The following is a 15820-nucleotide window of genomic DNA, read 5'->3' as shown; positions in this document are numbered from 1 at the left end:
ATATAAATTATTATTGTTGAATGTGATTAAAGATGTCGTACATCGGGACGATGATGGAGGTGACGATCGTCCCCACGACGCCGGCAAGCAGCACAATCATCAGCGGCTCGATGAGCGACTTGAGGCGATCGGTGCCGGCGTCGACTTCCGCTTCGTAAAAGTCGGCGACTTTGCCAAGCATGGCGTCAAGCGAACCGGTTTGCTCGCCGATCGTGATCATTTGCGCCACGAGCGGCGGAAACGCCCAATGGCGGCGGAGCGGCTCGGCGAGCGACTGGCCGCGCTCAAGAGCGGTTCGCGCTTCATCAAGGACGGACGCGATCACTTCATTTTCTACGACGCGCTCGGAAATGGACAGCGCCTCTAAAATCGGCACGGAGCTTGACACGAGTGAGCTCAATGTCCTCGTGACGCGCGCCAATGCCGCTTTTTGGACAAGGGTTCCGAAAATGGGCAGCCGCATGGCCGCATAGTCCAAATAATATTTCGTGCGCTTTTGCCGGCGCAGCGCGGTGAACAAAAGGAACACCCCGATCGCCAGCAACGTTATCATCCACCAATAATGCTGCATAAATGCGCTCGCTTTCAGCACAAACTTTGTGATCGCCGGCAATTCGGCGTGAAAATCGGCAAACATGTCGACAAACGTCGGCACGACCGAGACAAGCAAAAAGATGACAACCGCAACGGCGATGATGGCGACAGCCACTGGATAGGCAAGCGCCGAGACGATTTTTTGCCTTGTTCGATGCACTTTTTCAAAATGGTCGGCAAGCCGGTCGAGCGTTTCATCGAGCGTGCCGCTCGCTTCACCGGCGCGCACCATATTGACAAACAATGGCGGGAAAATGCGGGGATGCTTTGCGGCTGCGGCAGAAAGCGGATTCCCTTCTCGGAGATGCTGTTCCATATCGTCGAGTGCACGAGCAAGCGCTTTGCTTTCCGTTTGCTCCGCCAAAATGCGGATCGAATCAACGATCGTCACCTCGGCGCGCACAAGCGTTGCAAACTGGCGCAAAAAGACGACGAAGTGCTGCAGCTTGACGGCTCGTCCTATGGAAATTTCTTTGTTCCAAACAGATGACGGCACCTCGGCGATCACAATGGGGCGAATGCCTTTCTCCCTCAATTTCAGGACAGCCTCACGGCGGGAGTTTGCGGCAATCGTCCCGGATTTTTTCCGTCCGCTTCGGTCGCGCCCCTCATACTTAAATTGCGCCATCCGCTCCACGCTCCCTTGTCAAATACGCTTCCGCGGCCAATGGATCAATACGGCCAGCGGCCACAAGCTCCCTGACGCTCATTTCCATCGTCTGCATGCCCACACTGCGGCCGGTCTGCATAATATTGATGATTTGATGCTCTTTTTCATTGCGGATCAAATTGGCCACTGCGGCATTGTTGATTAAAATTTCCATAGCCGCCGTCCGTCCTCTCTTCCGACCGTCGGGAAATAAACGTTGGGCCATGACGGCAACAAGGACGGAAGCGAGCTGCAGCCGAATTTGCGCCTGCTGGGCTGACGGAAAGACGTCAATCATCCGTTCGATCGCCGCTGGGGCGCTCGCCGTATGAAGGGTGCCAAGCACTAAATGACCCGTTTCCGCGGCAGTGATCGCGGTTTGGATCGTTTCCAAATCGCGCATTTCCCCGACTAAAATCACATCCGGATCTTGACGAAGCGCAGCGCGCAATCCGGCGGCAAAACTGTTCGTGTCAAAGCCAACTTCCCGCTGGTCGATGATCGATTTTCCGTGCTGATGCAAATATTCAATCGGATCTTCCAGCGTAATGATATGTCTGGACATCGTTTTGTTCATGTAGTCGATCATCGCCGCCAATGTGGTCGATTTGCCGCTGCCGGTCGGCCCGGTGACAAGCACAAGCCCGTGCGGCTTTTCCGCGATGCGCTTTAACACGCTTGGCAAGCCGAGCTCTTCTAATGTCGGAATGCGCGGCGGGATGAGGCGCACGGCAAGCGACACGCACGACCGCTGCTTAAACACATTGATCCGGAAGCGGGAGACACCCGCAATACCGTACGAAAAATCAAGCTCCCCCGTTTCTTGAAACTGCTGCCAAAGCGGCGGCGGAATGATGGCTTTCGCCATTTGTTCCGTGTCCTCCGGGTTCAGCCGTTCTTGCCCATACGCCTTCAGTTCCCCATTCACCCGAAAAATCGGCGGCGCCCCGACCGTCAAATGTACGTCAGACGCACGGTATTCAAAAGCCGCACGCAACAACGCCTCAAGCTTTTCCTTCATCCGTCTCACCCATCAATGCAAAATGGCCACTTTCAGCACTTCTTCAAGCGTCGTCAACCCTTGCTTCACTTTCAACAGCCCGTCATCGAGCAAAAAGATCATTTTGTTTTGAATGGCGAGTTCCCGCAACTTCGAAAACGGCTCATTGTTTAAAATGACGCGGCGCATCTCGTCCGTCATGACAAGCAATTCGTGGATCGCGAGTCTCCCGCGGTAACCGGTCATATTGCACGTCGGGCAGCCGCGGCCACGGACGAGTTGGCGGATGTCGATGCCCCGACGGGCGAAAATGTCCCGCTCCCGCTTCGTCGGCTCATACACCTCCTGGCAGTCGCGGCAGATGCGGCGCACAAGCCGCTGCGAGACAACGCCAGCGAGCGATGTGGCCACTAAAAACGGCTCAATCCCCATATCGATCAGGCGGGTGATCGTGCTTAACGCATCGTTCGTATGGAGCGTGCTTAACACTAAATGCCCGGTGAGTGAGGCGCGGATCGCCACTTCCGCCGTCTCGCGGTCGCGAATCTCCCCGACCATGATGATGTTCGGGTCTTGGCGCAAAATCGAGCGAAGCCCTTGGGCAAACGTTAAGCCGACATTCGGGTTGACTTGAATTTGGTTGACGCCTTCGATCTGATATTCAACCGGATCTTCGATCGTAATGATGTTGACATGTTCGCTGTTTAAATGATTGAGCGCCGCGTAAAGCGTCGACGATTTCCCCGAACCGGTCGGCCCGGTGATCAAAATGATGCCGTTCGGACGCTCGATCAAACGGATGAACCGATCTAAATTGACCGGGTTGAAGCCAAGTTTATGAATATCGTTTAACGCCGCACCCAAATCGAGGACGCGCATCACGATTTTCTCCCCATACACCGTCGGCAATGTCGACACGCGCAAATCAACGGGATGAAAATCGATGTTCATTTTGATCCGCCCGTCTTGCGGCACACGATGCTCGGTGATGTCCATGTTGGCCAAAATTTTGATCCTCGCCGTCAACATGCTTTGCATATGTTTCGGCAGCGCCCTCTCCGTTCGAAGCAAGCCGTCAATTCGATAACGGATGAGCACTTTTGTCTCCTGCGGATCGATATGAATATCGCTTGCCCGCTGTTCGACAGCAAGCTGCAAAATTTGGTTCACTAGGCGAACAATCGGGGAATCGTCCTCGGCCATCCGACCGTCTTCGCGCATCTCCGTCGGCGGCGCTGGCAGCAAATCATCAAACGATTCGTCCATGTCATAATATTTATTGATCGCCCGCAAAATATCATCCTTTGAAGCGATCGCTGTTTCGATCTGAAACCCCGTTGACAAGCGCAAATCATCAATAGCAAAAAAATCCATTGGATCAGCCATTGCAACGAGCAATCGATCGTCTTCCACCTTAAGGGGCATGATCAGATGGCGGCGAGCAAACTCTTTTGGCACTAAGCTCGTCGCTTTCGGATCAATCGGGTAGCGATACAAGCTGACATGAGGAATGCCGAGCTGAAACTCAAGCGCCTCAATGAGCTGCTGCTCTGTGATGTAACCTCGCTGCAGCAACGCATCGCCAAGCTTTTGCCCAGGCGTTTTCTCACGCAACGCTTCAGCCAGCTGTTCTTCCGTAATCAGCCCCGCTTCCACCAACAAATCACCGAGGCGTTTCCGCTCACGTTTTTTGTTCATCGGCTTCCCCCGCTTTCCCCGCTTTGCTTCGATTCGGTTGAAGGGGCTGCGTTGGTCTGGTCGCTGCCGCTTTGCCCTTCGCCGTTTTGGACTTCTGATTTCTCTTGACCGCTTTCCGCTTCAGTCTGACCGCTATTCGTTGCATCAGACGGTGAAGATGGCGTTTCGCTTCCTTCCCCCGTTGTATTGGATGAAGATTCTGGGACTTCAAGCCCTCTTACCTCAACCGCATACGTCGGAGGGTAAAAATCCTCGCTCACCGTCTCTTTGCGGATCAGCCGGGAGCCATCGCGCACTTCGCGTTCGACTTTTACAAGCAATCCAGAACGGCCGACTTGTTTCGTCACGGTTTCATCCGGCGCCAACCGGGCATCGTATTGAATGATTTTGCGCGGTTCGATCCGCTCTAGCCCGCTCGTGCGCACGATATATTGATACGCAAACGGCCAACCGTACACTAACGCTTTCACTTGGCGACCATCGTAGCGAAGAATGAGCGTATAGTCCGTCGAGTTCGGATTCAACCATTGTAAATCGCGTTTGTCATCCACCTTGGCCTCAAATCCCGGAGGAATGCCATCTGGAAGCGAACTTCCCGCATACCGTTCCATCAACAAAAAATTCGTCGACAGCACAGCACGATACACCGCTGATGCCAATGCGTCGACAGCCTGATTCGACAGCCCGCCACCAGCCTGCTGAATCACGGCGCGCAACGAGACCAATTGATTGGAGCGGAGGACGACACGGCGTTCCGAAGCAAGAAAACGGGAGAGACTTTGATCGCGAATGGCAACAGCCGCTTCACTCACGACCGTCTGCCCCTTCCCGGAAGAGGGAAGATAATGGGCCAAGTCGAGCGGCTTGTTCGGAACGGCAAGCTGGGACGCCGCCGCCTCCAAATCCGCTTCCAACGCTTTGAGATCCAAGGCGGGGACTGCCGCCGGCGGGAGAAGGCGTTCAACGGTTTCCATGCAAGCGCTCATGTCAGCCAACACAAGAAGCGGCGAGGAACGGCCGTTGACCACGTTTTTTGTGCTTTCCGACAAGCGAAATGTAAAGATGTCAGCCGGCAGCTCGGCTTTCTTTTCTTGATAGCTGACCGAAATCGAAGCTGTCGATCGCCAGTCGCTCACCTTGTCTGCCACCGCCTGTTGGGCTTCCGCTCTCGTCATCCCAGCAAGCGAAATCGGCCCGACGTACGTCCCGGAGCGATAGCGGTCTTGATCAGGGCCAAACGACTCATAAGCCAAAACGCCCAAGCGGGCAAAGGTGAGGAAATAAACGGTGCAAACCGCCATCACGATAAACAGTTTTCCTATGGAAGCCGCTCTCACCTCGAGCTCCCCCTTTTTCACTCAGCTTCGATGTTCATCGACACATCAACAATGACGCTTGGACCCGCCTCTTGCGCTTTTCTCACATCTTCTTCGCGAAGCGTCGTTCCCGCTGGAAACAGAAGTTCGCCGTTCAAATCATAAATATCCTTGGTCACCCGTTTCCCCGCAAGAAGCGCCACTTGCTTTTCACGGAGCGATTCAAGCGCTTCGACATTTTCCGCTGTCTCCGACATAGCTTGGATCTGTTCAGGAATGTTGCTGGCCTCTGTTTCTTTTTCATTCTTTTGAATGAGCATCGACGCATCGGAAAGGAGAGCTCCCGAAGCGTCGTCGCTGACGATCAATATATCCTTTCCATAAGTCAACACTTGGGCGGATGGCAACACCGCTTCTCCACTTTCAAGGCGAAGGGAGATGCCGATAATATCCCCTGTCTCTTCGTTTAGGAAAAACTCATGGACTTCCCCCAAAAGCTGTCCTTTGCGCGTGATGGCTTTTGTATTTTTGATGCGGATTTGCTTGTTGACAAGCTGGTTGGCAATCGGAATTTCCGCCAAATCAATGACATCATGGCTGCTTGCCACCGTAACGGCGAATTCGCCGATTCCGACGATTTTTTTAAACGGAATCGCTTTTAAACTGAGTTGCACATCTTCTTGCTCGACAGTCAAAAAATCGATGGAACCTTTATCAGGATTAATGACAAAGCTTTTCACGGCGCCGATTTGCATCCCATCCGCAATGCTGATGATCGGCAATCCGATGATTTGCGCGCTCGCTTTCATCCTCTTCACCTCAACCATTTGCTAATGTAGCGGCGATTTCCCGCCAGAGTGCCAGTTCAGCCGCGATAGCTGGATAGTTTGAAAAACGTCGCTCGAGCTGGTCAACCCACGCACGAAGCTGTTGGCCATTTTGTTCCAGTGCATAATGCTCCAACAGCAGGCGGGCGAATACGTAGTAATCGCGATCGGAAAGCGGGGCTTGCAAACATTGATGCAGGCATTGTTCATACGCATCGGCCGTCAAACGGCGGCGGCTCAGCATCAATTCCGCTGCCGCCATTTGCGCTTTTTCCGAAGCAACCAAATGCATTGGTTCTTCAGCAAACGGCTCATCTGCCGCCTCGACGCATTCTTCATATTGAGGATTCTCTTCGGAATCCGCCTTTTGTTCCTCTTGCTGCTCGGAAGCGTCCGCTGTTTTTTCGCTGACCATCGCTTCAGCAGCTGATCTCAACGAAACGGCATCATCCACGAGCCGATCCATCCAATCGACCGCACCGCTGTCTTGATCATGTCCAATCTCAAGGCCATCAGCAAACATCACGCCATCGTCCTCGAAGCTTTCCGCCTCCACGCGTTGTCCTTCTTTATGATGCCAGATGTCATGGATTCCGGCAAATCCATCCTCATCCGGAGCCACGGCCGCCTCGAAAAAGACGCCTCCGTGCTCCCGTTTGACGCTGTCCGTTGAAGAGAACTCGTATTCTCCGCCTTCCACGCGCTCTGAGAAACGATCATCCATGCTCATCCATGCATCCCATTCATTCTCGCCGCGGCTCTCACCCTTAACGATTTCTGCTGCATTCAGAACCGGCTCATCGGCTTGCGATCCTTCATTTCCGCTCTCTTTTGACACTTCATCAAGCACCGCTGTCTCAAGGTCCGGCGTCACAGCGCCCGGCCACTGATCCAACCAATCGGAAACACGCCGCAGCGGTTCGGACGCTCCAACGATTTCTTCCGCTTGCTCCCACGGTGGAACAGTTTCTGCCGCTGCCTCCATCAACAAGTCAGCGGGAGAATGGTTCACTTCTTCCGACCGTTCTGCTGTCTGCTCTATCGATGATGATTCATTAGGTTCAGAAAGGGGCGGCGCTTGATCAAACTGGATCGACGGCAACGGCGCCTTTGGCAAAACAGGGACAGAAGCCAAAGATTCCGGCGCCGACCGCTCCTCTTTTTCTTCTTTTACAAAACTTGATTCACGAGAAGCCCCGGCGCGGTAAAGAGCAGCGCCAAATCGGCGGTCAAGCAAATACGATGCAGCCGCCAACAACAAAAGAACAAGAAGCCCGGCCTGCCAAAGCGGAATGATCGAACTAGCAAATTCGGCCAAAAGCGCAGCCAACAGCGCCATAACAACCGCTGTAAGCCCCCCAAGCCGGCTGAAGCCAAGCGGAAGAAGCCAAATCAGCAGCAGCGCCACGACAAAAGCACCGGCATACATGAGCGCCTCTTTCATCATGCCCCCCCGTTTCTTCTATGACAAAAGACCTCTTTTATACTAAAAATCTGCAACATTCGACTCTTACTTATTGTATAATAAAGTTACATATTTTGAAAGAAGGTTGTGATCAATGACGGACAAGAATTTTTTTTCCTGCCGACGCACTTTAGGGTTCACCCTTATCGAGACATTGTTGTCCATCACGCTGTTGTCTGCGGTGGCGATCGGCTTGTTTTCCTTTTTCACCCACGCTATGACGTATACAGCCGATAACGAACGACGAACGGTGGCCATCAACGTGGCGCGTGGAACGATGGCGTACTTTGAAAAAAATGTTCTCTTTTCTTCCTTATCGAATTACATGACAGAGAACAATCTTTCATTTCTTAAAGTAGAGAAAAACAGCTGCAGCCATGAAGCCTTGTCCTCTTTATTGTTTCCAAGCGGAAATCAGGGCGAAACGATAAGCTCTCAACAATCATGCACCGCCCAGCTCGCCCCAACAATCAATGATGTTCAATACGAAACAACGGTGTACATCATCCGCTGCGATCAAGAAGGATGGGACGGATTCCTCACCTCCTCTGAATTTGCGTCATTGCCGGAGCGGCTCAAAGAAGAGATCCGTCGTGAACGAAACAACATGATCTCCTCCGAAGCCGGCACCTACATGGCGAAACTGTACGCCGTTGTCCGTTGGGGAGAACGAAACGGCGACATCACATGGGTGGAAGGAGTGGTGACCGATGAGACGATCCGTTAACACCCAAGATGGGATGACGCTTGTCGAGCTGTTGGCCGCCATTTCCATTTCCATGTTGATCATTGGCGCCATCTATACTGTTTTTCTAGCGGGCATTCGCGTTTATCAGCACATCGGCATTGAAAGTGAATTGCGGAGCGAGGCGGATTACGCGGTGGCACGCATCATGAATGCCTTGTACATGTTCTCGCCGGACGGCCTTGAAGCCGATCGGAGCCAAGAAAACAAAACGCTTAGTCAACTGTCGTTTGTCAAAAACGAGCAATTCAAAACGAACAACCAAGTCGGTCTTGTTTCCCGCGAAACCGCGGCGCAATCGGTCCATCGAATCATTTCGATTAAAGACGGAAAACTGATGATGGACGGGGAAGCGATTACATCCACACGCCTTTTGCTGGACGATTCTTCCTCCTTTTCGTTCCGTTGCGCGCGCAGAGACGGAGAAATTTGCCGAAGTGGGGTTATCACCATCATCTTAACGATCAAAGATGGGAATAACAACGGGATGCTTTCAATAAAACCTTTCACTTTACAGACGGAATTCGGTTTTTAGGGGGGAGGCCCTATGCGCCGAGATCAGCGAGGATATAGTTTGATTACAACATTGTTGGTCATCACCGTCTTTTTATTGCTAGGTCTAACCATTGTCACCACCGCCGTCGAGCACGCCCAATTCACCACCGTGCGCGTGGATGACGTACAATCGCTGCATGAGGCGAAGACGGATGTCAACGAGGCGGTCGCCGATCTGAAAGCAGAGTTATCGGATCCAAATTTTTTGGTCCGCCATCGTATTTTTGCGCCTGACCAATGGGATCAGTTTCTCGGGCTTGGCAGCTCGTCTCCTGGAGAAGACACGATCGCCGGCCGCCTGCGCGACCGCTACGGGGTGATCATGGAAGATGAAAGCGAGCAATATGATATTCCCAAAAACCAAGTGTTTCTTCGCGCCCTTCGTTTAACGAAAACGTTCAATGACGGCCATCGGACGCGAACCGTCAAGCGGCTCGTCTTTGTGACCAATACGCCAAGCTTTTTGAAATATGCGCTTGGCTCAAAGGAAACAGTGGTCCTCAACGGCGGGGTTTATGTCGAAAACGGGAATGTATACACAGGGCAAAACGCCTATGCCAGCAACGCGACCAACTATGTGAAGGCAAACGGACAGCTGACCGTCAATTCGTCTAACGCCGGCATGCCGCTTTTATCCTCTTCCTCGATTTGGTATACAAACGACGGACAATTGAATGCATGCGGGCAAACGACCGGTTGCTGGGAAGCATCACAAGGCCGTTTTCGCATGAAGACCAATTGGGCGCCTCGTTGGCCGACGGATGTGCCAGAACCGGCGCCAACCATCAGGCAAGAAAACGAAGATTTTATCGATGTCGATTTTGACCTTACTGTGGCCGACAAACTGTTGCAAGCATCGGGAATTTTGCCCCCGTCATCCGATTACATTGAGCGAATGGAATCCATTCAAGAAGCCGGGGACAAAAATAGCCAACTTCACACGTTAGTGGCAGAGTTGTCCAATCAATGGACCTCGATCCAATCGAATCAACCGGATCCAAACGATCCACGTAAAACGCTTGAAGAAGTGATCAAAGAGCAGTCCAAAACCAAACCGCTCTACCTCGATGGAAACAGCGTTTTGAGAGGAGATGTCGATATTCAGAACAGCGGAGTCAACCAATGGCTCATTGTCAACGGCGATCTTCGCCTTGATGGGCCGACAAATCCCAGTACATTTGTCAGCGTACGCGGAAATTTTATCGTCCTCGGTGATTTAACTTTGACAGGCAACTTGCGGCTTGACGCAAGCATCTACGTCACCGGGAGCACGAAAATTTACCAAAGCCGGATCGAACGGGCGCTAAACAACAAAGGTGTTGTGTTGCTGTCGAAAGGTCCGCTCGATATTTCCCGTATTAATGAATTCAATAACCCAACCATTCCGACACCGAATTTGAAAGGATACTTTTACACAGACAGCAGCGCCACGATTTATGCCGTTGGATCCTACTTGTATATCGAAGGCGGGCTGTTCGCCCGCGGAAACAGAGCAACAGCTCCAGACACAGACATCAATGGGCTTGTCGTCAACGCATTCCGCGGTCAAGTCAATGGGGAAAACGGAGAACCGGACCGGTTTACGCCAGGAAGTGATCCGTTATCCTCACGCCTCGTCGTCCGCTATCGTCCTGAAATGCTTGTTGAACAAGGGACAGGACTTCCTTTTGTCAATCGCATTTCGCTCGTGGTCGACCGATTGGAAGTAGAATGAAGGAGGCATTTTTGATTCAAAATCGAGTAGGAGAGGGTGACTAACCCTCGTCCTCTCACACCACCGTACGTACCGTTCGGTATACGGCGGTTCCATTAAGTCTGACGCAGAGATTCATATCGTTGATAAAGACTCTTCAGCCCTTGGCTCTCCCAATAGGAGTTGCCAAGGGCTTTATGCAGGATGGGACTGGCGGCCACTCTCCAATATTTCTTCCGAGTGTTTCCCCATTCATATGCTTTCTGCTTGGGCACTCCTAAACTTTGCAGTTTTCGGACTCTGGTTCTCGGAAGTTTCCACTCTTTCCATTGGCACATGCGCAGCCTTCGTCGAATCCATCCATCTAGTTCTTTGAACACACTTGGGGTCTCTGCTAGCGAAAAGTATCCACACCATCCCAGAATGTATTGATTGAGCTGTTCGATTCGTTCGGGCATGGGAATCGGTTTCGATCGGCTCGTCATGGTGCGTATCCTTTGCTTCATGCGCCGAATGCTTTCCTTTGCAATTCGGATTTTTGGCTCCTTACTTGGGGTGAAGCTAAAACCGAGGAATTTTCTCCTCCACGGACGATCCACTGCCGATTTGGTTTCGTTGACTTTCAGCCGGAGTTTCTTTTCGATGAATGCCGTGATCGATTTCATCACCCGTTCCCCGGCCTTCTTCGTCCTTACGTAGATATTGCAGTCATCCGCATACCGTACAAACTTGTGCCCTCGTTTTTCCAATTCTTTGTCCAGCTCATCCAGGAGAATGTTGGACAGGAGTGGACTGAGCGGCCCTCCTTGTGGAGTCCCCTCTTGTGTTTCCATGACCACCCCGTTGATCATGACCCCTGCCTGTAGATACTTCCGTATCAACTTTAGGAGGATTTTGTCTGGAATTCGTTTCGCTAATATCCCCATCAGTTTGTCATGGTTGACTCGATCAAAGAACTTTTCCAAGTCGATATCTACCACCCATGTATATCCTTCCTGAATATACTGCTTCGCCTTTTTCACCGCGTCGTGTCCTCTTCGACCGGGACGAAACCCGTAGCTGTGTTCCGAAAAGGATGGGTCAAAGATCGGCGTGAGCACTTGGGCGATGGCCTGTTGGATGAACCGGTCTGTCACGGTCGGGATTCCTAGTAACCTGACTCCTCCGTTCGGTTTCGGGATTTCGACCCGTCGGACCGGGCAAGGTTCGTAGGTCCCTTCTTCTAAAGCGTGCCGTATCGCGTCCCAATGTTCCACGAGGTGTCTTCGCAGGTCTTTGACGGACATTCCATCGGTTCCATGGGACCCTTTATTCTTTTCCACTTGTTTGAGTGCTCGCAGGAGATTCTCTCGTGACATTACCTGTTTCATCCACATTCCGATTCTTCCTCTCTACGTGAACGGTCCGTTCTATTTGTGCCATCTTCTTCTCCACCCTCTTGAGGTTCCCCATGGACTTCACCATTTCCCCCCTCAAGCAGGCCCTTTCGGGTTATCTGCTTCATCAAAGAAGATGAACGCCTAGTGGCCGTTCTCCTTCATGGTTCGGTCCTTCCCCTTCTATCTAAGCTAGACGGGTACTATGACCTCTGCTGACTTCTGTCCGTTCAGCGTTGGATCGCTCCAACGGTTGCCAAGCGCACTTGGCTTCCCGGACAGACCTCCCCGGGTAAGAGTGCAGTCTTTCCTTCCATCCATCTGCTTCATTTACTCGGTATCACCTTCGGCAGAAAGGGCTTCGTTTTGTCGTGCAAACTCACCCAATGATACCCAGCCTCCTATGAAGTTCGTGTTCCTCAGACCGGAAGTTTGCCGCCCGCTTCCTTCAGATTCTGCGTCGCCGCAGACACCCTTGCGTTAAGCTAACTGCTACTTCTGCCTTCGCAGTTCGGGACTTTCACCCTATAGACTGCACCCATGCCGGGCGCACACGGAAAGCGGCGCTCCCGAAAGGGAGGCCGCGCTTTATTCATGGCTACCATTTGCCGCCGTTCCCGCCATTTTGGTTGGTGGAAGGCGATCGGACAATGACGGTCGCCTCAGCTTGAATATCCCGGCCATCCAGCGCTTTCACCTCGGCTGTCGCCGTGATGATGGCATATCCGACATCAACCGCTTGCAAATACCATTTCCCATTTTCTTGAACCACTTTGACAAACCGATCGTCAGACGTTACAACAGAGCGAAGCGCCTTGTTGTCCGTTGCATTTTCCGGAATGAAACGGAGTTCTGGCGCCACTTCGACGAGTGGATCGCCGACATTCATGTATAGAATTGGATTGCGGAACGCCATGCCTGTAAGCGGTACGTACGGATCAATCACACGAATCGTTGCCGTCTCTGACGCATTTCCTCCGTCTGTCGCGCGGACGGTGATCGTCACCGGTCCAGGCTTTCGCGCTGTCACCATGCCGTTTTGATCTACGGATGCGACACTCGGGTCGCTTGATGTCCACGCAAGCGTTTTGTTCGTCGCATCGCTCGGAACGATCGTCACTGAAATCTCCTGCGTATCTCCGACATTCATCGTCGGGTCGTAATCGCCAAGCACTAAGTGGCGGATTAATTTCTTATAACGGAACGCTACCTTCGTCGTTCCGTCACCGCGCGTCAGCCCCCCAGCCGAACGCACCGCGACAGTATACTCACCGTCATCGGAAATGGAAATCATATACGGCGAAGCGAGCGGCTGCCAGTCTGAAACCACGCCATTTCGTACGACTTGGTACTCGTACTTCACCCCTTCGCCAGCGACAAGCCCCACCATTTTGACAGTCGGTGCTTCCGTGATCACAGCGCCGCTTTCCGCCACACCGCTTTCCGTTATGATCGACAGCTGCGGTTTCAAGGCGACGCGCACCGTCCGGCCGTTGCTGTACGTGACAAGCAGCACGCCGTCATCATTTGGGTCATACTGCATCGCTTTGACAGGCAACGGCAACAATCCATATGAATTCGGGTGTTTGGTTGTCCCAACAATGGTAGATGAAGCAGAAGTGAATTGCCACTTGTTTACAAGACCATTCTGATCACCCTCATAGTAAAAGTTTGGGAAATCATCCAGGCGAACTTTCATACCGATTCGTTCCGCCGGCGGAGAGAGCGTCGATGTTTTGGTACCATAACGGCTGTCGGTGAATGTCACCAAAGCTGGCGGCAATTGAACACTGTTCATGGCAAAATCAGCCTGCATCACCCATTGCGCCGAGAGCGTCAGTTTGTTGAGCTGGCTGTAGTCGAACGTTTGATTGGTGAAAGACCATTTGGCATAACGCTTGCCATTCTCCACATAGGTTGTGACTTTGTCATCGGGAACAACGGAGATGCCATCGGGCAGTTCTTGGACAATGCTCACATTGCTGATCGTCCCGGTCGCATTGCCGACATACCCGACAAGCGACAACGAATACGTGGCCCGGAAGCGGTTGTCGTCGCCATCGGTTGCCCCCCGTTTGATTAAGCTTGTGACATCATTGGTCAGCCCTTGCAGCTTCACCGTTCCAGTAAACGACGGCGGCGCTTCGTCTTTGACCGTGACGGTCACCGTTTTCGTCACAGCCGGCTGTGGTTGGCCATACACATCGCGATACGTCAGTTCAGCAGTGAACGTATATGTCCCTTTTGCTTTAAATGACACGGGAATCGGAATCGTCACCGGCGCCGGAGTGCCTTGACCAACTTGGTATGGGATGGAAAACGAAATATACGCGTTTTGCTTGTTTTCATCCAGCCATACTTGGCCGTTTTCCGCAACGGCGACATTACCGCCAAACGACGAAAGCGGGATGCGGATCGTTCCTGTGATCGCTGGCGTGGTGGCAAGCTGGGAAAACTGTTGGAACAAAGCGGTCAAATTTTGCGTCGTTCCTTGCCGCGCCTCGCCGCCGGCAGTCGCTGAAAGCGACCGTAAATAGTCCATATCGACTTCATCATTGTCGCCGAAGCCGATTGAGTAAAGGGTGATATTGTTCATCCCGAGCGTTTTTGCCACCGCTGTGGCATCGGCTCGGATTTTTCCTTCAATGCTGCTGTAAGTGAACGAATAGCCGTTATCCCAAGACACCCGCCATCCATTAACATAATCTTGGCCGTCGCTGTAAAATCGGCGAGAATATCCTTTGTTGTCGGTAAAACGGATACCGGCAGTCCGTCCATCGCTGTACAATTCGTATGTGACCGAAAGAGAATCGGTTACTCTATTCCCTGTATAGGAATATCCACCCCAAAAATTCTGCTTGACCTCCCGATACGTAATCGTATCGACTGCATTCAACACCGTCGGCATGCCATCCGTTAAGAAAATGATATACTTTTTCCTCGTTGGATCCGTGAAATACGATTTAGCAAGAGACAAAGCAGCCGAATAGTTCGTTCCGCCGCCGGCGGTCAAGCTGTTGCCGGTATTGAGAATGGCATCAAGCTGACTTGCAACATTCGAGTACTTCCCAAACGGAACCACACTTGCTTCCCGCACTCCATCGGAAAACGGAATAAGAGCAAAGCGGTCATTTTGGTTGTAATTGGACTTAAAGTAGTTGACCGCCGCTTGCAGAGCAGATTTGGCGCTTTGCAGCTTCATTGCCGTCATCGACCCCGACACGTCCATGACAAACACAACATCGATCGGCGGACGGACGGGCGACGAAACGGCCCCTTGTGGAATGAGCGTCACATCGAGCCGGCCTTGGGCATCGCCGTTCGGCGGCTTAGCGTATTCCGGCTGTGAAAACGCAAGGGAAAAATCCAATTTCGCCGTGCTCGCCTCCATTTGCCTCGTATATAGATAAGGCATCTGTGGAAATGAAAAATACACATCCTCTTTTCCATTTCCCAACACGCGATACGCATCGACAGTGATTTGGTAAGTCGCCCTTGTTCCCGAAGCCGACGGCCACTTCCCGCGCATATCAAGAGAAAACGTATATTTTTTCTCACCGTTTCGGTCCGCCGGCGCTTCCACCGCTTCGGCTCGGTAGCTGACTGCCGCGCCGCTTTGTTCCTTCGGCTGAATGCGAATCATAAAGTAGCGAATGCTGTTCCCTTGCCCGTTGCCGCTCCCTGGTGCGGTCGCCCATCCCTCAATCTTCTCATCCGAAACGAACGTAATGGCCCCCTCTGTTTGATCGGCATACACAACACCTGCTTTCATCGGCCATAGGCTTGCCATCAGCCAAAACAACATTCCCCATAAAAGCCAGCCGCGCCACCGCTTCATGCGCCTCCCCTCCCGCGCCAAAAGAACTATCTTTCTTCCATTATATCAATTCTTTTCATCGCTT

The 15820-nt window shown here is 52.4% G+C and carries 11 protein-coding genes; 3 read left to right on the top strand and 8 right to left on the bottom strand.

The features are described 5' to 3' along the window. Positions 1-10 precede the first annotated feature (10 nt). Genes CWI35_RS15145 through CWI35_RS15120 form a run of 6 tightly spaced genes read right to left on the bottom strand, consistent with a single transcriptional unit; the run spans position 11 to position 7528 of the window. Entirely contained in the window at positions 11-1222 is a 1212-nt protein-coding gene (locus CWI35_RS15145; protein ID WP_119877904.1) for a type II secretion system F family protein, read from the bottom strand. After that, complete coding sequence (locus CWI35_RS15140) at positions 1209-2264, bottom strand: type IV pilus twitching motility protein PilT (protein ID WP_011232104.1); 1056 nt, start codon at positions 2262-2264, stop codon at positions 1209-1211. Before CWI35_RS15140 ends, CWI35_RS15145 begins: the two co-directional genes overlap by 14 nt. 12 nt (positions 2265-2276) lie before the next feature. Next, entirely contained in the window at positions 2277-3941 is a 1665-nt protein-coding gene (locus CWI35_RS15135; protein ID WP_021321855.1) for a GspE/PulE family protein, read from the bottom strand. Continuing rightward, complete coding sequence (locus CWI35_RS15130; RefSeq protein ID WP_021321854.1) at positions 3938-5278, bottom strand: VanW family protein; 1341 nt, start codon at positions 5276-5278, stop codon at positions 3938-3940. The genes CWI35_RS15135 and CWI35_RS15130 overlap by 4 nt, the downstream gene beginning before the upstream one ends. A 17-nt stretch (positions 5279-5295) precedes the next feature. Further along, positions 5296-6066, bottom strand: a complete 771-nt coding sequence (locus CWI35_RS15125; RefSeq protein ID WP_011232107.1) for a PRC-barrel domain-containing protein — start codon at positions 6064-6066, stop codon at positions 5296-5298. Between the two features lie 10 nt (positions 6067-6076). Beyond that, positions 6077-7528 (bottom strand): hypothetical protein, encoded by a 1452-nt coding sequence (locus CWI35_RS15120; protein ID WP_011232108.1) that lies wholly within the window; start codon positions 7526-7528, stop codon positions 6077-6079. Between the two features lie 115 nt (positions 7529-7643). On the opposite strand from CWI35_RS15120, the gene CWI35_RS15115 reads away from it, so the two are divergent. Genes CWI35_RS15115 through CWI35_RS15105 form a run of 3 tightly spaced genes read left to right on the top strand, consistent with a single transcriptional unit; the run spans position 7644 to position 10563 of the window. Further along, on the top strand, positions 7644-8276 hold the full coding sequence (locus CWI35_RS15115; RefSeq protein ID WP_021321853.1) for a type IV pilus modification PilV family protein: 633 nt from the start codon (positions 7644-7646) through the stop codon (positions 8274-8276). Beyond that, positions 8260-8829 (top strand): PilW family protein, encoded by a 570-nt coding sequence (locus tag CWI35_RS15110; protein WP_021321852.1) that lies wholly within the window; start codon positions 8260-8262, stop codon positions 8827-8829. Before CWI35_RS15115 ends, CWI35_RS15110 begins: the two co-directional genes overlap by 17 nt. Positions 8830-8841: 12 nt before the next feature. Beyond that, the gene (locus tag CWI35_RS15105) at positions 8842-10563 is read left to right on the top strand and encodes a hypothetical protein (protein WP_021321851.1); all 1722 of its coding nucleotides are present in this window, start codon (positions 8842-8844) and stop codon (positions 10561-10563) included. 95 nt (positions 10564-10658) lie between these two features. Here CWI35_RS15105 and ltrA read toward each other — a convergent pair whose 3' ends face one another. Continuing rightward, positions 10659-11918 (bottom strand): group II intron reverse transcriptase/maturase, encoded by a 1260-nt coding sequence (gene ltrA, locus CWI35_RS15100; RefSeq protein WP_011230853.1) that lies wholly within the window; start codon positions 11916-11918, stop codon positions 10659-10661. A gap of 598 nt (positions 11919-12516) precedes the next feature. Beyond that, entirely contained in the window at positions 12517-15756 is a 3240-nt protein-coding gene (locus CWI35_RS15095; RefSeq protein ID WP_021322182.1) for a VWA domain-containing protein, read from the bottom strand. Between the last annotated feature and the right edge of the window lie 64 nt (positions 15757-15820).

It is taken from the genome of [Bacillus] caldolyticus (assembly GCF_003595605.1).
In the GTDB taxonomy this organism is placed as follows: Bacteria; Bacillota; Bacilli; order Bacillales; family Anoxybacillaceae; genus Geobacillus; species Geobacillus thermoleovorans.
The sequence above is the reverse complement of the archived record's forward strand: the minus strand, read 5'-3'. Positions and strand labels throughout refer to the sequence as shown.